This is a genomic window from Streptomyces sp. cf386, assembly GCF_900103585.1.
Lineage (GTDB): Bacteria > Actinomycetota > Actinomycetes > Streptomycetales > Streptomycetaceae > Streptomyces.
In genome coordinates, this window is sequence record NZ_FNHV01000007.1 from 300,485 (window position 1) to 322,472 (window position 21,988).

The 21,988-nt window shown below is 70.3% G+C and carries 15 protein-coding genes; 7 read left to right on the top strand and 8 right to left on the bottom strand.

From position 1 onward, the window contains the following. Window positions 1-60 precede the first annotated feature (60 nt). Both BLU79_RS20065 and pgi read left to right on the top strand, forming a co-directional pair. Window positions 61-1,329, top strand: coding sequence for an MFS transporter (locus BLU79_RS20065; protein WP_177001092.1), 1,269 nt, complete (start codon window positions 61-63; stop codon window positions 1,327-1,329). 52 nt (window positions 1,330-1,381) lie between these two features. Continuing rightward, window positions 1,382-3,037 carry a glucose-6-phosphate isomerase gene (pgi, locus tag BLU79_RS20070; protein WP_093907189.1) on the top strand — a complete coding sequence of 552 codons (1,656 nt, stop codon included), beginning with the start codon at window positions 1,382-1,384 and terminating at the stop codon, window positions 3,035-3,037. Window positions 3,038-4,079: 1,042 nt separating this feature from the next. Here the strand turns inward: pgi and BLU79_RS20080 are convergent. From BLU79_RS20080 to BLU79_RS20090, 3 genes are read right to left on the bottom strand one after another with little or no spacing between them, the layout of a single operon-like run. Next, entirely contained in the window at window positions 4,080-6,452 is a 2,373-nt protein-coding gene (locus BLU79_RS20080) for an ABC transporter permease (protein WP_093907190.1), read from the bottom strand. A 51-nt stretch (window positions 6,453-6,503) separates the two neighbouring features. After that, window positions 6,504-7,295, bottom strand: coding sequence for an ABC transporter ATP-binding protein (locus BLU79_RS20085; protein ID WP_371131901.1), 792 nt, complete (start codon window positions 7,293-7,295; stop codon window positions 6,504-6,506). Between the two features lie 20 nt (window positions 7,296-7,315). Next, entirely contained in the window at window positions 7,316-7,831 is a 516-nt protein-coding gene (locus BLU79_RS20090) for a PadR family transcriptional regulator (RefSeq protein WP_093907191.1), read from the bottom strand. 124 nt (window positions 7,832-7,955) lie between these two features. On the opposite strand from BLU79_RS20090, the gene BLU79_RS20095 reads away from it, so the two are divergent. From BLU79_RS20095 to BLU79_RS20115, 5 genes are all read left to right on the top strand, one after another. Continuing rightward, a complete protein-coding gene (locus tag BLU79_RS20095; protein WP_093907192.1) occupies window positions 7,956-9,233 on the top strand; it encodes an ABC transporter substrate-binding protein in 1,278 nt (425 codons plus the stop codon). 152 nt (window positions 9,234-9,385) lie between these two features. Beyond that, window positions 9,386-11,029, top strand: coding sequence for a glycoside hydrolase family 13 protein (locus BLU79_RS20100; protein WP_177001093.1), 1,644 nt, complete (start codon window positions 9,386-9,388; stop codon window positions 11,027-11,029). A gap of 95 nt (window positions 11,030-11,124) precedes the next feature. Next, on the top strand, window positions 11,125-12,456 hold the full coding sequence (locus tag BLU79_RS20105; protein ID WP_093907193.1) for an ABC transporter substrate-binding protein: 1,332 nt from the start codon (window positions 11,125-11,127) through the stop codon (window positions 12,454-12,456). A gap of 6 nt (window positions 12,457-12,462) precedes the next feature. After that, complete coding sequence (locus tag BLU79_RS20110) at window positions 12,463-13,827, top strand: ABC transporter permease (protein ID WP_093907194.1); 1,365 nt, start codon at window positions 12,463-12,465, stop codon at window positions 13,825-13,827. Continuing rightward, the gene (locus tag BLU79_RS20115; protein WP_093907195.1) at window positions 13,824-14,663 is read left to right on the top strand and encodes a carbohydrate ABC transporter permease; all 840 of its coding nucleotides are present in this window, start codon (window positions 13,824-13,826) and stop codon (window positions 14,661-14,663) included. The genes BLU79_RS20110 and BLU79_RS20115 overlap by 4 nt, the downstream gene beginning before the upstream one ends. Window positions 14,664-14,964: 301 nt before the next feature. On the opposite strand, the gene pgl is transcribed toward BLU79_RS20115, so the two are convergent. Genes pgl through tkt form a run of 5 tightly spaced genes read right to left on the bottom strand, consistent with a single transcriptional unit; the run spans window position 14,965 to window position 21,702 of the window. Beyond that, entirely contained in the window at window positions 14,965-15,747 is a 783-nt protein-coding gene (gene pgl / locus BLU79_RS20120) for a 6-phosphogluconolactonase (RefSeq protein WP_093907196.1), read from the bottom strand. Further along, window positions 15,744-16,922, bottom strand: coding sequence for a glucose-6-phosphate dehydrogenase assembly protein OpcA (gene opcA, locus BLU79_RS20125; protein WP_093907197.1), 1,179 nt, complete (start codon window positions 16,920-16,922; stop codon window positions 15,744-15,746). The genes pgl and opcA overlap by 4 nt, the downstream gene beginning before the upstream one ends. Next, a complete protein-coding gene (gene zwf, locus BLU79_RS20130) occupies window positions 16,919-18,457 on the bottom strand; it encodes a glucose-6-phosphate dehydrogenase (protein WP_093907198.1) in 1,539 nt (512 codons plus the stop codon). The genes opcA and zwf overlap by 4 nt, the downstream gene beginning before the upstream one ends. Before the next feature lie 4 nt (window positions 18,458-18,461). After that, window positions 18,462-19,580 carry a transaldolase gene (gene tal / locus BLU79_RS20135; RefSeq protein ID WP_093907199.1) on the bottom strand — a complete coding sequence of 373 codons (1,119 nt, stop codon included), beginning with the start codon at window positions 19,578-19,580 and terminating at the stop codon, window positions 18,462-18,464. Between the two features lie 34 nt (window positions 19,581-19,614). Further along, window positions 19,615-21,702 carry a transketolase gene (gene tkt / locus BLU79_RS20140; RefSeq protein ID WP_093907200.1) on the bottom strand — a complete coding sequence of 696 codons (2,088 nt, stop codon included), beginning with the start codon at window positions 21,700-21,702 and terminating at the stop codon, window positions 19,615-19,617. Between the last annotated feature and the right edge of the window lie 286 nt (window positions 21,703-21,988).

Sequence of the window (21,988 nt, forward strand, 5' to 3'; positions counted from 1 at the left end):
GTGGTGCCCTCTACGGTTTGTGTATCGATCTTCTGCATCGATGGACCGCGAGGGGGAGTTGTGGCGACGGCTGAGGCGGCGGGGGTGGGCGCGCCCGCGTGGCGTGGGGGATTCGGGCGGTTGTGGACCGCTGCCGTGGTCTCGCGCTTCGGAGACGCGCTGCGTACGACCGCGCTGCCGCTGCTCGCCGTGCAGCTCACGGACGATCCCCTGATCATCGCCTCGGTCACCGCCTGCGGCTATCTGCCCTGGCTGCTCTTCGGACTGCTCGGCGGGGCCGTGGTGGACCGGGTGGACCAGCGGCGCGCGATGTGGTCGGTCGATCTGGTACGAGGGCTGCTCGTCGCCGGATTCGCGCTCGCCGTCGGACTCGGACACGCGTCGATCCCTCTGCTGCTGGTCCTCGCCTTCTCACTGACGACACTCCAGACACTGTTCGACAACGCGTCCACCGCGCTGCTCCCGTCCCTGGTGCAGCGCGAAGCCCTGGGCAGCGCCAACGCCCGGCTGATGACGGGCCAGCAACTCGCGGGCAGCCTGCTGGCCGGCCCGGTCGTGCCGCTGCTGCTCGCGACCGGGGCAGCCATGCCGTTCCTGGCCGACGCGGGCACCTATCTGCTGGCCGCTGCTCTGGTGGCGTCCCTGCGGATACGGCCGTCCGAGCGGGGGCCACGCCCGGCGGGCAGCACACTGCGGGCCGAGATCCGGGACGGGCTGCGCACCCTCTGGGGAGACCGGGCGCTGCGGGCGGCCTGTGTGGCCACAGTGCTGTGCAACATCGGCATGGGTGCCCTGATCGCCACGCTGGTGCTGCATGTGACGCACTGGCTGCACGGGGGCCACGCCGCGTACGCGGCGGCGATGACGGCGTACGCGGCCGGCAGCCTGGCCGGCGGTTTCGTGGCCCAGCGGATCGCGCGCAGGACCGGTCGGCTGGGGGCGCTGCTGCTGGCGGGAACCGTCCAGACGTTGTCGCTGCTGCTCACGGGGGCCGTGCGCCACCTGGCCGGCCTCCTGGTGGGGATGGCGCTGCTGGGCGCCATGGGCATGGTGTGGAACGTCAATCAGGTCACGCTCATGCAGCAGCGCAGCCCCGAGTCCATGGTGGGCCGCATCGCCTCGGCCTTCCGTACGGCCTCGACATCCGGTGCCCCGATCGGTGCCCTGCTCGGCGGTGCCGTGGCCGGGGCGTTCGGGCTCAACGGGCCCGCCCTGCTGGCGGCCGTGCTCTTCGCCCTCGCCGTCACCTCGTTGATACCGGCGCGCAAGGCGGACGTACCTGTTGTTGCGCCGGACGACGACGCCATGACGGGTCACGCCTCGCGCTGATCAATTAGGTTGGAACAGCTGGGACAGGCACGAAAGAAGGCTGAAGTCGGACATGAACGCAGACGGCCGTACCAGGCTCAACCGGACGCCCGAGTGGACCGCGCTGGCCAAGCACCGTGAGGAGCTGGGCGAGGTGGGGCTGCGGGAGCTGTTCGCCGCCGACCCGGGCCGCGGTGCGGGGTACACGCTGCAGGTCGGCGACCTGCACATCGACTACTCCAAGCACCTGGTCACCGATGAGACGCTGCGGCTGCTGCGCGAGCTGGCCGCCGCCACCGACGTGTTCGGGTTGCGGGACGCCATGTTCCGCGGCGAGAAGATCAACACCACCGAGGACCGCGCCGTGCTGCACACCGCGCTGCGGGCGTCGCGTGACGCGGTGATCGAGGTCGACGGGGAGAACGTCGTCCCGGGAGTGCACGCCGTACTCGACAAGATGGCCGACTTCGCCGAGCGGGTCCGCTCCGGCGCCTGGACCGGCCACACCGGCAAGCGCATCAGGAACATCGTCAACGTCGGCATCGGCGGCTCCGACCTCGGCCCGGCGATGGCGTACGAGGTGCTGCGCAGCTACACGGACCGCGACCTCACCGTCCGCTTCGTGTCGAACGTCGACGGCGCCGACCTGCACGAGGCGACCCGTGACCTGGACGCCGCCGAGACACTGTTCGTCATCGCGTCCAAGACCTTCACCACGATCGAGACGATCAGCAACGCCAAGTCCGCGCGCAACTGGCTGCTGGGTGAGCTGAAGGCAGGGCCGGAGGCCGTCGCGAAGCACTTCGTGGCCCTGTCGACGAACGCCGAGAAGGTCGCTGACTTCGGGATCGACACGGCGAACATGTTCGAGTTCTGGGACTGGGTCGGTGGGCGCTACTCGTACGACTCGGCCATCGGGCTGTCGTTGATGATCGCCATCGGGACCGACCGGTTCCGCGAGATGCTCGACGGCTTCCGGATCGTCGACGAGCACTTCCGCACCGCGCCCGCCGAGGCCAACGTGCCGCTGCTGCTTGGCCTGTTGGGCATCTGGTACGGCAACTTCCAGGACGCCCAGTCGCACGCGGTGCTGCCGTACAGCCACTACCTGTCGAAGTTCACGGCGTATCTCCAGCAGCTGGACATGGAGTCCAACGGCAAGTACGTCGGCCGCGACGGGCGGGAGGTCGACTGGCAGACCGGGCCGATCGTGTGGGGCACTCCGGGCACCAATGGACAGCACGCGTACTACCAGCTGATCCACCAGGGCACCAAGCTGATCCCGGCGGACTTCATCGGCTTCGCCGAGCCGGTCGCCGAGATGAGCGACGAACTCAAGGCACAGCACGACCTGTTGATGGCGAACTTCTTCGCCCAGACGCAGGCGCTGGCGTTCGGCAAGACGCCTCAGGAGGTGCGTGCTGAAGGGGTGCCGGAGGAGCTGGTGAGCCACAAGACGTTCAAGGGCAATCACCCGACGACCACGATCCTCGCCCGCGAGCTGACCCCGTCGGTGCTCGGGCAGCTGATCGCGCTGTACGAGCACAAGGTGTTCGTGCAGGGCGCGGTGTGGAACATCGACTCCTTCGACCAGTGGGGCGTCGAACTCGGCAAGGTCCTCGCCAAGCGGGTCGAGCCCGCGCTGACCGAGGGCGCCCAGGTGCCGGGGCTGGACGCGTCGACTCAGGCGCTCGTCGCCAAGTACCGGGAGCTGCGCGGACGGCAGTGACCGGGGACGCGGAGAGCGGGCGGCATCCGGTCGTCCGCTTCCCGTAGACTCCCTCGTCGATCATGAACACGATCACTCGGGGGAGTGTGAAGTGACGAATCCACAAGGGAGTTGGACCGGGGGGCGCGCTGAACGCCCGGTCGTTCCTGAAGCCCCATCATGTGGCGCGGGCGATGTTCCATCCGGTCTGGATCCCGGAGTCGCTGGACCCTTCGGTGGACGCGTTGAAGAAGGCCCGCGTCATCGCGGGCGCGGTCGCGGCATTCGGTGTCTACACCTTCGTCGAGGGCGGCTTCGCCTTCGACGAGATGCTGGACAACGCGGCCACCGCCTGTGTCGTCCTGCTGTTCATCACACCGCTCGCGGTCGGCGTGATGCTCTACCTGTGGCGGCGCTCCGGCGCCGGTACGGTGGGGCAGTTGCGGGAGCCGCTGGTCAGGTCGCTGAAGTTGCTGCTGCTGTTCATCGGTTCGGCGTTCCTGACGGTGATGCTCTTCCGGGTCGGGGATGTGTTCGGGATCCTCGGGAAGATGCTGTTCAGCCTTGTGGGGCTGTGGATGGGCTTCTTCGTGATCGCCGGTGCCTACCGGATCTCGGGGAACTTCTTCGGCACCGCTGCGACGCACCGTTGTCTGCCGCCGCTGCTCGCCACGGTGACGACATGGCTCATGGCCATCCCGGATCTCATCACGGGTGACCTGCACGGACTCGGCCTCGCCCTGGGCGTCTTCTTCATCCTGGGCGCCCCGGTGACGGTCACCGGGATCGCGCTGCTGGAGATGAGGCGGCTGGAGCAGCGGTACGGCATCCGGCTGGCGGCACACCCGGCCACCCTGCCGTCACCATCACCGGCACCGTCCCCGTCACTAACACCGCAGCCACCGTCGTACGCCCCGAACGGCTTCGTACCGCCGCAGGGCAACCCCTACGCGCCGGGCCCCGGAACCCGTACGCCGCGCAGCCGCCGTACAGCCCACCGCAGCCGCCCCACGGCGCAGGCCCTTACGGCGGCTGACCGTCCGAAACGCGCCGAGCCCGCCGGTCAGGCAACCGCGCTCAGCGTGTCCGCGAGTCGGTGGCGGGCCGCGCGGGAGGCGGGGACGGTGGCGAGGGCGGCTGCGCCGGTGACCGCTGCGGTGCCGAAGAGCAGGAGGAGAGCGAGGGACGGGCCCTGGGCGATTCCGGCGCCGATGCCGCTCGATCTGCCCTGGGCGTCGATCAGCCAGTGGGCGAGGGGTGTGCCCAGGGCGGTGCCGATGACGACGGCGGCCAGGGCGGTGCAAGTCGTGGAGGTGACGGTGATCGCGGTGATCTGGCGTGGGGAGAGGCCGATGGCCTTGAGGGCCAGCAGGTCGCGTTCGCTCTCGCGGACGGTGCCGCCGATCGCCGTCAGCAGTTCGATGAGGCCGATGAGGGCCAGGATGGCGATCAGGCCCACGACCACGCCGCGCAGGGGGGAGAGGCCGTCGGCGGGGTTCGGGACGGCGTGGACGTCCAGGCGTCCTTGACCGGTGGTGGCCAGGCGGTCGGCGACCTGCTGAGGGTCCGCGCCGGGGCTGAGCCGGAGCTCGTAGAGGGTGGGGCCGAGAGCGGAATCGTTCTCGCGGAGGGTGTCGAGGGAGGTGGAGATGACCCGGCCGGCGTTCTCCGGCTCGATGCCGCGGCCGACGATGTGCAGGATCTGCGGCTGGTCGCCGACGGTCATCCGAACCCAGTCGCCGACCTGCACGTCCAGCAGGTCGAGCAGCCCCTGCCCGGCCACCGCCTCGTCGCGGCTCTGCGGTGCGCGGCCCTCGGCCAGGGCGTACGGGTAGGGGTCCTGGTGGGTGCCGAGGCCGCGCAGGGCGATGGTGGCCGTCTGCCCCGGGACCAGGGCGGCCACCTCGACGCCCGGGTAGGCGGCGGCGACCTGTGGATCGCGTTCCAGCAGCGCGCGGGCGTCCGGGTCGGCCAGGCCGGAGTCGGCGCGGGCGGTGAGGGCGGTCGGCAGGCCGATCTGGTCGGGCCTGCTGTCGAAGCGCTCGATGGTGGTCCACGCGCTCATCGCCACCACGATCAGCAGCAGGGGCAGCGCCAGCCGGGCGACCGTGGCCAGCGACCGCAGGCGGCGCGTGAAGGCCCGGTGCCAGCCCAGCACCAGCGCGGGCGGCAGCCGCAGTCCGAGCGCCTGCCGGGCCGCACCGGAGAGCCGCCCGCCGAGCGGAGCCGCGGGCCGTGGCACCGGAACCGGGGGCACCCGCCCCGCGCGCCATGCCGCGAGCCCGGTGGTCGCGGAGATGAACAGCACCGCGACCACCGGCACCACGAACAGCGCCACGGTGTGCCCGGGCAGCCCCTGCCACACCCCGACCGCGTCCCCGAGCCGCCCCGGGATCCGGCTGCCGAGGGCCTGGATGAGCGATGCCGCGGCCACTGCACCGAGCAGCGCGTAGGCCAGGTGCTGGAGCAGGAAGACGCGCACCACCTGACCCGGGGTGAAGCCGATCGCCTTCAGCACCGAGATGTCCCGCAGATGGCCGCGGATACGGGTGCCGATCGCGCCGTGCACGGCGAGTCCGGCCGCGACCAGCGCGCCCAGCCCGAACAGCCCCAGCACCTGCCCGAGCAGCCGGTTGTCGCCCTGCGCCTCGGAGCGCGCCTGCTGCCAGGTGGAGACCTCGCCGACCGCGCCCGCGCCCAGCACGGTCACGGCGCGCTGGACGGCGTAGTCCGTGTCGTCGGGGTCCGTCAGGCGCAGCCCGATCACCTGGCCGCCCGGGTCGGGCACGGCGGACGGCTGCGCCCAGACGAGCCCCGGCTGCTCGCCCGCCCGGTAGCGCGGCTCGGCGCTGTCGGCGATGCCGAGGACGGTCAAGGTCCGAGGCGAGCCGGTGCCGGCACGGCTGTCGGCGCTGGTGCCGGCACGGCTGTCGGCGCTGGTGCCTGCCCCGCTGTCGGTGCCGGTACCGGACCCGCTGCCGGGCAGCGTGAGGGTGTCGCCGGGTGTCGCCAGGAGGGCTCGGGCCAGGCGGCTCTCCAGGACGACGCCGTCGGGGTTCGCGGGGTCCAGCCAGCGGCCGGAGGCGAGGAGCGGGCGGTCGACGGAGGGGCGTTCGGGCGTGCCGCGCAGTTCGACGGAGGCGCGGGTGCCGCGGGCGGCGAGGGTGGTGTCGGCGGTGGGGTAGGGGCCGGCGACGGACTCGACACCGTCGAGCTCGGCCAGCTTCCCGGTGTCGGCGGAGGAGCCGGTGTGCAGCCAGACGTGTGCACCGTGCGCCTGGGTGAAGACGCGCTGCCAGGGGTTGGTGGCGTAACCGAAGAGCGCCGTGGCCAGCAACAGCGACACGACGATCCCGGCCGTGGCCAGCACGAGGAACAGCGCCTCGCCGCGGTGCGTCCGCAGATCGGAGTGCGCCCAGCGCAGAATGGCTCGCATGGGCCTCAGCCCCTCGGCCCGGACACCGGACAGTGGTCGTACATCCGCATGTCAGTCCCTGAGCTCCAGCACACCCGAGATCCCGGCCCGGCGCGGAGGTGTGCCGCCGTCCAGTTCGGCGTCGTCGGCTATCCGGCCGTCGAAGAAGCTGATCACCCGGTCCGCGGCGCTCGCCAGGCGGGCGTCATGGGTGACGAGCACGATCGTCTGGCCGCGCTGGTGGAAGCGGGACAGCAGCCGCATCACCTCACGCGTGCCCTTGCTGTCCAGGCTCCCCGCGGGCTCGTCGGCCAGCAGCAGCGGGGGACGGTTGACCAGGGCCCGGGCCAGCGCGACCCGCTGCTGCTCGCCGCCGGACAGTTCGCCCGGCATGCTCCGCTCCTTGCCCGCGAGACCCAGCTCGGCCAGCAGTTCCGTCCGCTCGGCGCGGGCCCGCTTCGGCGGGACGCCGGCCAGCAGCGCGGGCAGCTCGACGTTGTCGGCGACGGAGAGGTCGGAGACCAGGTTGAAGAACTGGAAGACGATCCCGATGCGCTTCCTGCGCTCCACCGCCCAGCGGGCCTCACGCCACGCGTCGGCGCACTCGCCGTCCAGCCAGATGCTGCCGCTGTCGGGCCGCTGCAACCCGCCGAGCAGATGCAGCAAGGTCGACTTTCCGGCACCGGACGGACCGGTGACGGCCACGAACTCGCCCTGCCGGACGGAAAGATCGACCCCCCGCACGGCATGCGCCGGGGCGCCCTCGCCGTAATGCGTCTTGACCAGGCTCTCGGCCCGCAGCACAGGGCTTTCGGCCCGCTGCCCCGGGTTCTCGGCGCCGGGCACAGGGCTCTCGGCGGGCAGCACGGGAGTGGAATCGTCGCTCACTCCAACTCCTCCAGCTCTTCCTGGCACCGCTCAAGCCAGTCGAGGTCGGCCTGCAGATGCAGCATCGCGCCCTCTATCAGCAGGTGGGCGATGCGGTTGTCCCGGTCTTCGGCGGCGGCCAGTTTCGACAGTTGACGCATGGTGTTCAGGTACTGGCGCCGCTGTCTGTTGATGAGGGCGACCTGGTCGGCGAGGCCGCTCTGCGGGGCGAGCGCCAGCTTCATGAAGAACTCGTCCCGCACCCGCGGCTCGTCCTCGGGCTCCTCGAACCAGGCGCGCAGCGCCTCCCGCCCGGCGTCGGTGAGGTGGTAGACCTTTTTGTTGGGCCGGCTGGACTGCTCGACATCCTCGCCCTCGATCAGCCCTTGCTTCTCGAGACGGCCGAGGGTCACATAGATCTGGCCGACGTTCGGCTGAGGGTACGCGGAGCCCAGCGTCTGCTCAAGGTCCTGCTTCAGCTCGTAGCCGTGTGCCGGGCCGCGCGCCAGCAGGGCCAGGAGGGGCAGCCGCACTCGTGCTCTCCTCCTAGCATCTGGGTAATGTGCCGCGAGGCCTAGTATCGCGCATACCTAACAGGTATACATGGCCTCTGACCCAGGGCGAAGACGACCGGGGCCGGTGTGCAAGGAGGAACCTATGCGGTGGATCCATGCCGCCGGTAGGGGCCTTCTCGTTCTGGTCGTGGTCATGACCGGCTACGTCACCGCCGGCGGCCACGCCGACGAGGGCGCCGGAAGCGGCCGAGGGCCCCTGACCCTCGCCACCGCCGGTGACCTCACCGGCTATCTCGGCCCCCTCCTGGAGGGCTGGAACCGCACCCACCCCGACGAGAAGGTCACCCTCGTCGAGCTGCCGGACTCCGCCGACGAGACCCGCGCGCAGATGATCACCGACCTGCGCGACGGTGGCGACGGCGGCGGACGCTTCGACATGCTCAATATCGACGTCAGCTGGACCTCGGAGTTCGCGGCGCACGGCTGGATCCGCCCGCTGGCGCGCGAGCGCTTCCCGCTGGACACCTTCCTGCCACCGGTCGTGGACACGGCGACCTACGACGACCGGCTGTACGCGGTCCCGTACGTCACCAACGCCGGCCTCCTCCTCTATCGCAAGGACATCCTCGCCAAGGAGGGCGTCGACCCACCCAGAACCTGGGCCGAACTCGAACGCGCCGCGAAAACCATCGCGCCCAAGTACGGGCTCGACGGCTATGCGGGTCAGTTCCTGCCGTATGAGGGCCTCACCGTCAACGCCGCCGAGGCGGTCTACTCGGCGGGCGGCTCGATCCTGGGCGACGAGGGCGAGCGCGTCACCGTCGACTCGACGGGTGCCCGCGCGGGCATCGACTTCCTCTCCCGCGGCGTACGCGAGGGCTGGATCCCGAAGCGGGCACTCACCTACAAGGAGGAGGAGTCCAAGCAGGCCTTCCAGGACGGGCGCCTGCTGTTCCTCCGCAATTGGCCGTACGCCTATGTCGTCGCGTCGGCCAAGGGCTCGCCGGTCGCCGGGAAGATCGGCGCCGTACCGCTGCCGGGGCCGGACGGGCCCGGGACGAGTGTCCTGGGCGGCTCCAACCTCGCCGTCAGCACCCACGCCCGGCACCCCGACTCGGCCGCCCGCCTGATCGCGTACCTGACCACCGAGCGCGTCCAGCGCCAGGTTCTCGCGCGCGGGGCGCTGCCGCCCGTACGGGCCGACCTCTACGAAGATCCCGAGCTGGTGCGGGAGTTCCCGTATCTGCCGACCCTGCGCGAGAGCGTGCTCACGGCTGCGCCGCGCCCCAAGAGTCCGCGCTACGACCAGGTGAGCCTGGTGGTGCAGGCGGTCGTGCGCGACGCGATGACCGGGCGGGAGACGCCGGAGGCGGCGGTGCGGCGGCTGGCGCGGGAGCTGGCGGCCGTCTCCAGTCGATAGTTCGGCCCGTTCGCTAGTTACTTGTTAAGTAACGGGGACGTCTCATCTGGCAGGCCAGTGCCCCTATAAGTCCGTATTTGGCGCTGTGACTCGGCAGTAGCCTGTGTTCCTTTCATTGACATCTCCGCGACACGCCTACCTAACATGCATACATGTTGAGTAAGTACCACTGGTGGCGCGACGCGGTGATCTACCAGGTGTATGTCCGCAGCTTCCTGGACAGCACCGGAGACGGCATCGGCGATCTGGCCGGAGTCCGCGCCGGACTGCCGTACCTGAAGAAGCTCGGTGTCGACGGCATCTGGCTGAGCCCGTTCTATCCCTCGCCGCAGCACGACCACGGCTACGACGTCGCCGACTACTGCGACGTGGACCGCCTCTTCGGCGACCTCGCCGAGTTCGACCTGCTGGTCGCGGCGGCCCGGCGGCTCGGCATCAAGGTGCTGCTCGACATCGTCCCCAACCACTGCTCCAGCGAGCACGCGTGGTTCGAGGAGGCGCTGAACGCCGAACCCGGCAGCGCCGCCCGCGCCCGCTTCCACTTCGCCGACGGCCGTGGCGTCGACGGCGACGAGCCGCCCAACAACTGGCACTCCATGTTCGGAGGCCCGGCCTGGAGCAGGGTGACCGAGGAGGACGGGCGGGCCGGCCAGTGGTACCTGCACATGTTCGCGCCCGAGCAGCCCGACTGGAACTGGCGCAACCCCGAGATCGGCGCCGAGTTCGACCGCATCCTGCGCTTCTGGCTGGACCGGGGCATCGACGGCTTCCGTATCGACGTGGCCGCCGGCCTCTACAAGCACCCTGAGCTCCCGGACTCGGACGACCCGGAGGCCGACGCCCGCACCCGCGACTCGGTCAACCCGCTCGCCTGGAACCAGCCCGAGGTGCACCGGGTGTGGCGCCAGTGGCGTTCCATATGCGAGGAGTACACCGCCCGCGACGGCCGCGAGCGCCTCCTCGTCGGCGAGGTGTCCGTCCCGACCGCCCGCGAGCACGCCCTCTACGTCCGCTCCGACGAACTCCACCAGGCCTTCTTCTTCGACCTGCTCAGCGCCCCCTGGGAGGCCGACGCCTTCCGCAAGGTCATCTCCGAGGCCATGCAGGACATCGCCGGCACCGGCTCGACGGTCACCTGGGTCCTCAACAACCACGACCAGGTCCGCACCGTCACCCGCTACGGCGAACCCGCCACCGAGGGCAGCGGCCTCGGCGCCGCCCGTGCCCGCGCCGCCGCACTGCTGATGCTGGCGCTGCCCGGAGCCGCGTACATCTACCAGGGCGAGGAGCTGGGTCTGCCCGAGGTCGTCGATCTGCCCGACGACGTGCTCACGGACCCGATCTTCCGCCGTACCGGCAGCCGGGCCCGCATCCGCGACGGCTGCCGGGTGCCGCTGCCGTGGTCGGGTCAGGCGTCGCCGTTCGGCTTCACCTCCGGCGCGGAGAGCGCCAAGCCGTGGCTGCCGCAGCCGGAGTACTTCGCCGAGTACGCCACCGACCGCGCCCTCGCCGACACCCGCTCCTTCTGGCACCTGTACCGCGACGGTCTCCAACTGCGCGCCGCACTGCCCCAGTTGGGCGAGGGCACCCTGCGCTGGCTGGACAGCCCGCCCGGCGTCCTGGCCTTCGTGCGCGGGGACGGCCTCGTCTGCGCCGTCAACTTCGGTACGGCGCCCACGCCCGCGCCGGTCTCCGGTACGCCGCTGCTGTCGAGCGGCCCCTGCCCGGCCGGGGTGCTGCCCGGCTCCACTGCGGCCTGGTGGATGAGCGACGGGACCGAGTCCTCGGCCCTCTGAACCCTCCGCGGGCGACCCGGTCCGCTGAGCCTCCGCCAGTGATCCCGGCCCTCTGAACCCCCGTCAGTTTCCCCATTCTCGAAGGGACATCAACGATGATGCGACGACGTACCACCCTGCTCACCGGCTGTACCGCTCTCGTCCTGGCACTCGGCGCGACCGCCTGTGGCGGCGGGCCGGTCTCCGCGGGCGGCGGCGACAAGGCGCTCAGCGGTCAGACGATCACCGTGGCCGGTGTCTGGACCGGCACCGAACAGAAGAACTTCCAGAAGGTGCTGGACGCCTTCACCGAGAAGACCGGCGCCAAGACCCAGTTCGTGTCCACCGGGGACAACGTCTCCACCGTCGTCGGCAGCAAGATCGAGGGCGGCAACGCCCCCGACGTGGTGATGGTCCCGCAGGTCGGTGTCCTGAAGCAGTTCGCGCAGAACGACTGGCTGAAGCCGCTGTCCGGCACGGCCCAGAAGTCCGTGGACGCGGGCTTCGCACCCGTGTGGAAGGACTACGGCAGCGTCGACGGCAACCTCTACGGGCTCTACTTCAAGGCCGCCCACAAGTCGACCGTCTGGTACAGCCCCGACGCCCTCGCCCAGGCCGGCGTCGAGCCGCCGAAGTCGTACGACGACATGCTGAAGGCAGGACAGACCGTCTCCGACTCGGGCCTCGCCGCCTTCTCGGTCGCCGGACAGGACGGCTGGACGCTCACCGACTGGTTCGAGAACGTCTACCTCTCCCAGGCGGGACCCGAGAAGTACGACGCCCTCGCCGCGCACAAGCTGAAGTGGACCGACGCGTCCGTGGTCGAGGCGCTCACCACCCTCGGCAAGCTGTTCAAGGACAAGCAGCTGATAGCGGGCGGCCAGAAGGGGGCCCTCAACACCGACTTCCCGGGCTCGGTGGAGAAGGTGTTCGGGCCGAAGCCCGAGGCGGGCATGGTCTACGAGGGCGACTTCGTCGCGGGCGTCGCCAAGGACCAGTTCGGCAAGGCGATCGGCGAGGACGCGAACTTCTTCCCGTTCCCCGCGGTCGGCGGTGGCAAGGCGCCGGTGGTCAGCGGTGGTGACGCGGCCGTCGTCCTGAAGGACGGCAAGAACCAGAAGGCCGGCATGGCGCTCCTCGAGTACCTGGCGACGCCGGAGGCAGCGGCGGTGTGGGCCGAGGCGGGCGGCTTCCTGTCCCCGAACAAGAACGTCGACCTCGCGTCGTACGGCGACGACGTCACCCGTGCGACCGCCAAGTCCCTTGTCGCGGCGGGTGATTCGGTCCGCTTCGACATGTCCGACCAGGCCCCCGCGGCATTCGGTGGCACCAAGGGCGCGGGCGAGTGGAAGCTCCTGCAGGACTTCCTGCGCGACCCGTCGGACCCGAAGGGGACCGCGGCGAAGCTGGAGGCCGCGGCGGCCAAGGCGTACGAGAGCCAGGGCTGACCTGACATGACCGCCACTCTCGTGAAAGAGGCGAGCCGGGGGGCCGCCGCGGGCGCCGGAAAGGAACGCGCCCGGCGCTCGCGGCGGCGCGGCCGGATCATCGCCCTGCTCTTCGTCTTCCCCGCGCTGCTCCTGCTGGGCGCCCTGGTCGTCTACCCCGTCCTCTTCTCCGTCGGACGCAGCTTCTTCGACGCCTCCGGCACCCGCTTCGTGGGCGGCGAGAACTACGCCGAGATGTTCCGCGACCCGGCCACGCTCAAAGCCATCCGAAACACCACGATCTGGGTCGTCGTGGCCCCGGCCCTGCTCACCGGCCTCGGCCTGATCCTGGCCGTACTGGTGGAGAAGGTCCGCTGGGCCACCGCCTTCAAGCTGCTGCTGTTCATGCCGATGGCCGTGTCCTTCCTCGCGGCCGGCATCATCTTCCGGCTCGCGTACGACGAGGACCCCGACAAGGGCGTACTGAACGCCGCCGTGGTCTCCGTGCACGACGCCTTCCAGGGCACGTCGACGTACCCGACCGCCCGGTCGCGCGACGGGCAGGGGCTGACGAAGGCCGCGGACGGCTCGTACCGCACGAGTGCGAGCGCGTCGCCGGGCGAGGCGGTGACGCTGGGCCTGGTCGGGGTGCTGCCCGCGGATCTCCCGGAGGACGCTCGGCCGGCGTATGCCGCGGCGGAGCGGAAGGCGGCACCGGGCGAACTGAGCGGCGTCGTGTACCTCGACTTCACGCCCGGTGGGGGAGGGGAGCAGGGCAAGGTCGACCGGCGGGAGAGCGGGCTGCCGGAGATGACGGTCGAGGCGGTGCGGGCCGGGGAGGCGGTCGCCTCGACGACCACGGCGGCCGACGGTTCGTTCCGCTTCGAGGGGTTGGACGACGGCTCCTACACGGTGAAACTGCCGGCGTCGAACTTCGCCGCCCCCTACGAGGGCATCTCGTGGCTCGGGCCCACGCTCGTCACGCCCGCGATCATCGGGGCGTACCTGTGGATCTGGACGGGCTTCGCGATGGTCCTGATCGGCGCCGGCCTCTCGGCCCTTCCCCGGGACGCGCTGGAGGCGGCCCGGATGGACGGCGCGAACGAGTGGCAGATCTTCCGGCGGATCACGGTGCCGCTGCTGGCGCCGGTGCTGACGGTGGTCTTCGTGACCCTGGTGATCAACGTGATGAAGGTCTTCGACCTCGTCTACATCATCGCGCCCGGGCCGGTGCAGGAGGACGCGACCGTGCTCGCGACGCAGATGTGGCTGGTGTCGTTCGGCGGCGGCAACAACCAAGGGCTGGGCAGCGCGTTGGGTGTGCTCCTGCTGCTGCTCGTCATCCCGGCCATGGTCTTCAACGTCCGTCGTTTCCGAGGGAGTCAGCGATGAACGCGGTCAGGCGCGGCCTGGGTAACGGGGTCGTCCAGGCGATTCTGGTGGTGATCGGGCTGGTGTGGCTGACGCCGCTCGCCGGTCTGTTCCTGTCGTCCCTGCGGTCCGCCGAGGACACGGCGACGGGCGGCTGGTGGACCGTGTTCAGCAGTCCCGGCCAGCTGTCCTTCGACAACTACTCGGCGCTGCTGGCGAACGCCGGGATCAGCCAGGCCTTCTGGAACACCGTGCTGATCTCGGTGCCGGCGACCGTGCTGGTCGTGGTCATCGCCGCGCTCGCCGGGTACGCCTTCGCGTGGCTGGACTTCCCCGGGCGTGAGGCGATCTTCCTGGTCGTGGTGGCGCTGCTCGTGGTGCCCGTGCAGATCGGACTTCTCCCGGTCGCCAAACTCTTCGGCCAGCTGGGACTGTTCGGCACGATTCCGGGTGTCGTCCTGTTCCATGTGGCGTACGGGCTGCCGTTCGCGGTGTTCCTGCTGCGCAACTACTTCGCCGAGATGCCGAAGGAGATGCTGGAGGCGGCACGGATGGACGGGGGCAGTGAGTGGCGGATCTTCACGCGGCTGGTGCTTCCGGTGGGGCGGCCGGCGATCGCCTCGCTCGCCATCTTCCAGTTCCTGTGGGTGTGGAACGACATGCTGGTGGCGCTGCTGTTCGCCGACAGTGCGTCGCAGCCGCTGACCGTTGAACTCCAGTCGCAGATACGGCAGTTCGGGAGCAACATCGATGTGCTGGCGCCGGGGGCGTTCGTGTCGCTGGTGGTGCCGGTGGTCGTGTTCTTCGCGTTTCAGCGGCACTTTGTGCAGGGGGTGATGGCGGGGTCGGTGAAGTAGGGGTTTTCGCCCCCGCCGCCCCTACCCGTCCCATCCTCCAGGGGGTGCCGCCCCTTCGACCCCGGTCCTGGGGGCTGCCGCCCCCAGACCCCCGCTATCGGCCCTTAAGGGGCCTTGTCCTCAAACGCCGGACGGGCTGAAATGCCCGGACCGGCGTTGAAAGGTGGCGGTCTCGAAATCCAGCCCGTCCAAAATCCAGCCCCTCCGGCGTTTGAGGAGCGGGGCTCCAGGGGGCGGAGCCCCTGGGGATGGGACGGGTAGGGGCGGCGGGGGCGAGAAAATGCCCCCGCCGCCCCCTCACTCACGGCGAAGCAGGCGGATACATGGACCGCGGCAACTGAGACGCCGCCGCCGAGTCCAGCAGCCACAATGTCCTGGAACGCCCATACGCCCCCGCTGCCGGCGCCTGGATCTCGCCCGCACCCGACAGGGCGATCGCCGCCGCCTGGGCCTTGTCCTCGCCCGCCGCCAGCAGCCACACCTCACGTGCCGCCCGGATCGCGGGGAGCGTGAGGGTGACGCGGGTCGGTGGGGGCTTCGGGGCGCCGTGGACTCCGACGACCGTGCGCTGGGTCTCCCGTACCGCGGGGTGTTCCGGGAACAGGGAGGCGACGTGGGTGTCGGGGCCCACGCCCAGCATCAGGACGTCGAACGTGGGGACCGCACCGTGGTTCTCCGGGCCGGCCGCCCTGGCCAGTTCGTCCGCGTAGGAGGCGGCCACGGCCTCCACGTCCGCGCCGAACGGGCCGTCCGAGGCGGGCATGGCGTGCACCCGCTTCGGATCCAGCGGCACCGCGTCCAGCAGGGCCTCGCGGGCCTGCGTGACGTTGCGCTCGGGGTCGCCCTCGGGGAGGAAACGCTCGTCGCCCCACCACAGGTCGAGGCGGCCCCAGTCGATGGCGTCCCGCGCGGGGGCGGCCGCCAGCGCGGCCAGCAGGCCGTTGCCGTTGCGACCGCCCGTGAGGACCACCGATGCCGAGCCCCGGGACGCCTGGGCATCCACGATCTTCGTGATCAGCCGGGCCGCCGCGGCCTGCGCCATCAGATCCTTGTCGTGGTGCACGACCAGCTGCGGAGTGCTCACTTCGCCGCCGCCTTCTTCACCGGTTCCGGCGCTGTCACTTCCTGCGCCGCCGTTTCCTTCCCGGGTGCTTTCGCAGCGATCTGGGCGGGCCCTCCGGCCGGTTCTCCTTTGGCCGGCCCTTCCGCCTCCGCGGGCGACTCCTCGGCCTTGGCCACGGCAGCCTCGGCCAAGGCCACGGCCTGCACGGCCTTGGCCACGGCGGCCTCGGCGGCCTCGGCGGCGCCCCCGCCCCGAACCGCCGCAGCCGGCACCGAGTTCAGCCGCTCCACCCCGAACCGCAGCGCCGACGCGTAGGTGTCGTCCGGGTCGAGCCGCCGCAGCTCCTCCGCGATCAGCTCGGCCGTCTCGCGCCGCTTCAGCGCCACCGCGCGGTCCGGCTGGCCCTGGATGGAGAGGGTCGCCAGGGAGCCGTCCGCCCGGTCGAGCACTATCGGGCCGCAGTCGGTGTTCATACGGACCGCCGTCAGACCGGGGCCCGACGACAGCGACCGCTTCACGGGGACGTCCAGCCGGTCCGCGAGCCACATCGCCAGCAGCTCACAGCTCGGGTTGAACTCCTCGCCCTCCACCTCGACGGCCTGCACCTCGCAGACCACCTGGTCCAGGGCCGCCGCCAGCATCGAACGCCACGGCGTGATCCGGGTCCAGGACAGGTCGGTGTCGCCCGGCGTGTAGGCGTCGGCGCGGGACGACAGCTCCCGCACCGGCTGCTCCGAGGCGTACGTGTCCGTCACCCGGCGCTGGGCCAGCGCGCCCAGCGGGTCCTTCGCCGGGTCGAGCGGCGCGTTCACCGGCCACCAGACGACGACGGGGGCGTCCGGCAGCAGCAGCGGCAGGACCACCGACTGCGCGTGGTCGGACACCTCGCCGTACAGCCGCAGGATCACCGTCTCGCCGGAGCCCGCGTCCGCGCCCACCCGCACCTCGGCGTCCAGCCGGGACTGCGTACGGTCGCGGGGCGAGCGGGAGACGCGCTTGATGACGACGAGCGTGCGCGAGGGGTGCTCGTGCGAGGCGTCGTTCGCCGCCTTGAGGGCGTCGTACGCGTTCTCCTCGTCCGTGACGATGACCAGCGTGAGCACCATGCCGACGGCCGGTGTGCCGATGGCCCGCCGCCCCTGCACCAGCGCCTTGTTGATCTTGCTGGCAGTGGTGTCCGTGAGGTCTATCTTCATGGCCGGCGCCAGCTCCGTCCGTCTCGCTCGAGCATTTCGTCCGCCTCGACGGGGCCCCAGGTACCGGACGGGTACTGGGCGGGCCTGCCGTGCGTGTCCCAGTACTCCTCGATCGGGTCGAGGATCTTCCAGGACAGCTCGACCTCCTCGGTGCGCGGGAAGAGGTTGGAGTCGCCGAGCAGGACGTCGAGGATCAGTCGCTCGTACGCCTCGGGCGAGGACTCCGTGAAGGACTCGCCGTAGGCGAAGTCCATCGACACGTCCCGGATCTCCATCGACGTGCCCGGCACCTTGGAGCCGAAGCGGACCGTGACGCCCTCGTCGGGCTGGACGCGGATGACGATCGCGTTCTGGCCCAGTTCCTCGGTGGCCGTCGTGTCGAAGGGGGAGTGCGGGGCGCGCTGGAAGACCACCGCGATCTCGGTGACCCGGCGGCCCAGCCGCTTGCCGGTGCGCAGATAGAAGGGGACGCCCGCCCAGCGGCGGTTGTCGATCCCCAGCTTGATCGCGGCGTAGGTGTCGGTCTTCGACCTGGCGTCGGTGCCCTCCTCCTGGAGGTACCCGACCGCCTTCTCGCCGCCCTGCCAGCCGGCCGCGTACTGCGCGAACACGGTGTCCCGGCCCAGCTCCTTCGGCAGCCGTACGGCGCCCAGGACCTTGGTCTTCTCCGCCGCCAGCGCGTCCGCGTCGAAGGACGCAGGCTCCTCCATGGCCGTCAGGGCCATGAGCTGGAGCAGGTGGTTCTGGATGACGTCACGGGCGGCGCCGATGCCGTCGTAGTAGCCGGCCCGGCCGCCGATGCCGATGTCCTCGGCCATGGTGATCTGCACATGGTCGACGAAGGACCGGTTCCAGATCGGCTCGAACATCGTGTTGGCGAACCGCAGCGCCAGGATGTTCTGGACGGTCTCCTTGCCCAGGTAGTGGTCGATACGGAAGACCTGGTCCGGGGCGAAGACCTCGTGGACGACCTTGTTGAGCTCCTCGGCCGACTTCAGGTCGTGGCCGAAGGGCTTCTCGATGACCGCACGGCGCCAGGAGCCGCTCGTCTGATCGGCGAGGCCGTGCTTCTTCAGCTGCTGGATGACCACCGGGAAGGAACGCGGCGGCACCGACAGGTAGAAGGCGAAGTTGCCGCCCGTGCCCTGTGCCTTGTCCAGCTCCTCGATGGTGCCGCGCAGCCGCTCGAAGGCATCGTCGTCGTCGAAGGTGCCCTGCACGAAGCGCATGCCCTGGATGAGCTGCTGCCAGACCTCCTCGCGGAAGGGGGTGCGGGCGTGCTCCTTGACCGCGTCGTGGACCTCCTGTGCGAAGTCCTCGTGGGCCCACTCGCGGCGGGCGAAGCCGACCAGCGAGAAGCCCGGCGGCAGCAGACCCCGGTTGGCGAGGTCGTACACGGCGGGCATCAGCTTTTTACGTGACAAATCGCCCGTAACGCCGAAGATCACCAGGCCCGACGGCCCCGCGATACGCGGGAGCCGTCGGTCGGCGGCGTCACGAAGCGGGTTCGCTTCAGTGACGTTGAAGGGTGGCAAGGGATCAGCCCTCCGAGGGGGCGAGGCGCTCGAGTACCGCCTCGGTCGACTTGAGCAGGTCGTTCCAGGACGCCTCGAACTTCTCGACGCCCTCGTCCTCCAGCAGCTGCACCACGTCGTCGTACGAGATACCGAGCTTCTCGACGGCGTCCAGGTCGGCACGGGCCTGGGCGTAGGTGCCGGCGATGGTGTTGCCGGTGATCTCGCCCTTCTCCTCCGTGGCCTGGAGGGTGGCCTCGGGCATGGTGTTGACCGTGTTCGGCGCCACCAGGTCGTCGACGTAGAGGGTCGGCTTGTAGGCCGGGTCCTTCACGCCGGTCGACGCCCACAGCGGACGCTGCTTGTTGGCGCCCGCGTTCTCCAGCACGCTCCAGCGGTCCGAGGAGAAGACCTCCTCGTACGCCTGGTAGGCGAGGCGCGCGTTGGCCACGCCCGCCTTGCCGCGCGCGGCCTTGGCCTCGTCGGTGCCGAGGGCGTCGATGCGCTTGTCGATCTCGGTGTCCACGCGGGACACGAAGAAGGACGCCACCGAGCGGATGAGCGACAGGTCGAGCCCGCGCTCCTTCGCCTTCTCCAGGCCCGCGAGGTAGGCGTTCATGACCTCGCGGTAGCGCTCCAGCGAGAAGATCAGCGTGACGTTGACGCTGATGCCGAGGCCGACGACCTCGGTGATCGCCGGGAGACCCGCCTTGGTGGCCGGGATCTTGATCAGGGTGTTCGGACGGTCGACCAGCCAGGCCAGCTGCTTGGCCTCGGCGACGGTCGCACGCGTGTTGTGCGCGAGCCGCGGGTCGACCTCGATGGAGACCCGGCCGTCCTGGCCGCCGGTGGCGTCGAAGACCGGGCGCAGGATGTCGGCGGCGTCCCGGACGTCCGCCGTGGTGATCATGCGGATCGCCTCTTCGACCGTCACCTTGCGGGCGGCGAGGTCGGCGACCTGCTGCTCGTAGCCGTCACCGCCGCTGATCGCCTTCTGGAAGATCGACGGGTTGGTCGTGACACCCACGACGTGCTGCTGGTCGATCAGCTCGGCGAGGTTGCCGGACGTGATGCGCTGGCGCGACAGGTCGTCCAGCCAGATCGCGACGCCCTCCTCGGAGAGGCGCTTCAGTGCGTCTGTCATGGAAAATCAAACTCCTACGTCTCGTATATCAGCGTCAGCGCTGGGCTGCGGCGAGGGATTCCCGCGCTACGGCGGCCACGTTCTCGGCAGTGAAGCCGTACTCGCGGAAAAGGACCTTGCCGTCGGCCGAAGCACCGAAGTGCTCCAGGGAAACGATGCGACCCGCGTCCCCGACGTACTTGTGCCAGGTCAGACCGATACCGGCCTCGACAGCGACCCGCGCCTTGACGGCCGGCGGAAGGACGCTGTCCCGGTACCCCTGGTCCTGCTCCTCGAACCACTCCACGGACGGCATGGACACGACCCGCGTCGGCACTCCGCCGGCCTGGAGCTGCTCGCGTGCCTCGACGGCGACGTGCACCTCGGAACCGGTCGCGATGAGGACGACCTCGGGCTCGCCACCCTCGGCCTCGAACAGCACGTAACCGCCGCGCGCGGCGTCGTCGTTGGCCTCGTACGTCGGCACACCCTGACGGGTCAGCGCGAGCCCGTGCGGGGCACCCTTGCCGAACTCCTTCGTGTAGCGCTTGAGAATCTCACGCCAGGCGATCGCGGTCTCGTTGGCGTCCGCCGGGCGGACGACGTTGAGGCCGGGGATGGCGCGCAGGGACGCGAGGTGCTCGATCGGCTGGTGGGTGGGGCCGTCCTCACCCAGACCGATGGAGTCGTGGGTCCATACGTACGTCACCGGCAGGTGCATCAGCGCCGACAGACGGACGGCGTTGCGCATGTAGTCGGAGAAGACGAGGAACGTACCCCCGTAGATACGGGTGTTGCCGTGCAGCGCGATGCCGTTCATCTCCGCGGCCATGGAGTGCTCGCGGATGCCGAAGTGGATCGTGCGGCCGTACGGGTTCGCCTCCGGCAGCGGGTTGTCCGCCGGGAGGAACGACGACGTCTTGTCGATCGTCGTGTTGTTGGAGCCGGCCAGGTCGGCCGAGCCGCCCCACAGCTCCGGGACGACCGCACCGAGCGCCTGCAGCACCTTGCCGGACGCGGCACGGGTGGCGACACCCTTGCCGGGCTCGAAGACCGGGAGCTTCTCCTCCCAGCCGGTGGGCAGCTCGCCCTGGCTGATCCGGTCGAACTCCGCGGCGCGCTCGGGGTTCTTGTCACGCCAGAGCTGGAAGGACTTCTCCCACTCCGCCTTCGCGTCGGCGCCCCGCTCCAGTGCCTTGCGGGTGTGGGTGATGACCGCGTCGGTGACCTCGAAGGACTGCTCCGGGTCGAAGCCGAGGACGCGCTTGGTGGCCGCGACCTCGTCGTCGCCGAGCGCCGAGCCGTGGGCCGCCTCGGTGTTCTGCGCGTTCGGTGCCGGCCAGGCGATGATCGAGCGCATGGCGATGAAGGACGGCTTGTCCGTCACCTGCTTCGCGGCCTCGATCGCGTTGTAGATGGCGTGCGGGTCGAGGTCGCCGTCCGGCTTCGGGGCGATGCGCTGCACGTGCCAGCCGTACGCCTCGTACCGCTTGACGACGTCCTCGGAGACCGCCGTCTCGGTGTCGCCCTCGATCGAGATGTGGTTGTCGTCCCACAGCAGCACGAGGTTGCCGAGCTTCTGGTGGCCGGCCAGCGACGACGCCTCGGCCGAGATGCCCTCCTGGAGGCAGCCGTCACCGGCGATGGCGTAGACGAAGTGGTCGAAGGGGGAGGTGCCCTCGGCGGCCTCCGGGTCGAACAGACCGCGCTCGTAACGGGCGGCCATCGCCATGCCGACGGCGTTGGCGACACCCTGGCCCAGCGGGCCGGTCGTCGTCTCGACGCCCGTGGTGTGGCCGTACTCCGGGTGACCGGGGGTCTTCGAACCCCACGTCCGGAACGCCTTCAGGTCGTCCAGCTCCAGGCCGAAGCCGGCCAGGTACAGCTGGGTGTAGAGGGTCAGGGACGAATGGCCGGCGGACAGCACGAAGCGGTCGCGCCCGACCCAGTCGGCGTCCGCCGGGTCGTGCCGCATCACCTTCTGGAAGAGGGTGTAGGCGGCAGGCGCCAGGCTCATCGCCGTACCCGGATGGCCGTTACCGACCTTCTGTACGGCGTCCGCGGCCAGGACACGGGCGGTGTCTACGGCCCGCTGGTCCAATTCGGTCCACTCGAGGTCTGTGGTGGTCGGCTTGGTGCTCACCCTGGGTCAGGGCTCCTCTCCACATGTCGGTTGCCGGTGTCACGGGCACACACGCCCACCGGCTGCCGGCGTACTCGGCGTCGGCCGGCCGTTGTCGAGCCTACCCCCGGAAGTACGTGCGTTTTTTCGAGTCATTCCAGACTGCCGGGAGTCGCCGGGATGTGCCTCCCGACTAGGTAGTTCCGCGTTCGGCAAGTGAATACGCAGGCGCTCATCCGGGTGCTCAATCGAGCCGTGGCGCGCCCGTCGGAAGGCCCCCTTCAACACGACCCCACCCCCGCGAATG

Bases quoted from the DNA above. Each gene is read 5' to 3' on its own strand.
- BLU79_RS20080 (WP_093907190.1), bottom strand. From the start codon at position 6,452: ATGCGAGCCATTCTGCGCTGGGCGCACTCCGATCTGCGGACGCACCGC.
- BLU79_RS20100 (WP_177001093.1), top strand. From the start codon at position 9,386: ATGTTGAGTAAGTACCACTGGTGGCGCGACGCGGTGATCTACCAGGTG.
- BLU79_RS20095 (WP_093907192.1), top strand. From the start codon at position 7,956: ATGCGGTGGATCCATGCCGCCGGTAGGGGCCTTCTCGTTCTGGTCGTG.
- tal (WP_093907199.1), bottom strand. From the start codon at position 19,580: ATGACAGACGCACTGAAGCGCCTCTCCGAGGAGGGCGTCGCGATCTGG.
- BLU79_RS20110 (WP_093907194.1), top strand. From the start codon at position 12,463: ATGACCGCCACTCTCGTGAAAGAGGCGAGCCGGGGGGCCGCCGCGGGC.
- opcA (WP_093907197.1), bottom strand. From the start codon at position 16,922: ATGAAGATAGACCTCACGGACACCACTGCCAGCAAGATCAACAAGGCG.
- BLU79_RS20115 (WP_093907195.1), top strand. From the start codon at position 13,824: ATGAACGCGGTCAGGCGCGGCCTGGGTAACGGGGTCGTCCAGGCGATT.
- pgi (WP_093907189.1), top strand. From the start codon at position 1,382: ATGAACGCAGACGGCCGTACCAGGCTCAACCGGACGCCCGAGTGGACC.
- BLU79_RS20105 (WP_093907193.1), top strand. From the start codon at position 11,125: ATGATGCGACGACGTACCACCCTGCTCACCGGCTGTACCGCTCTCGTC.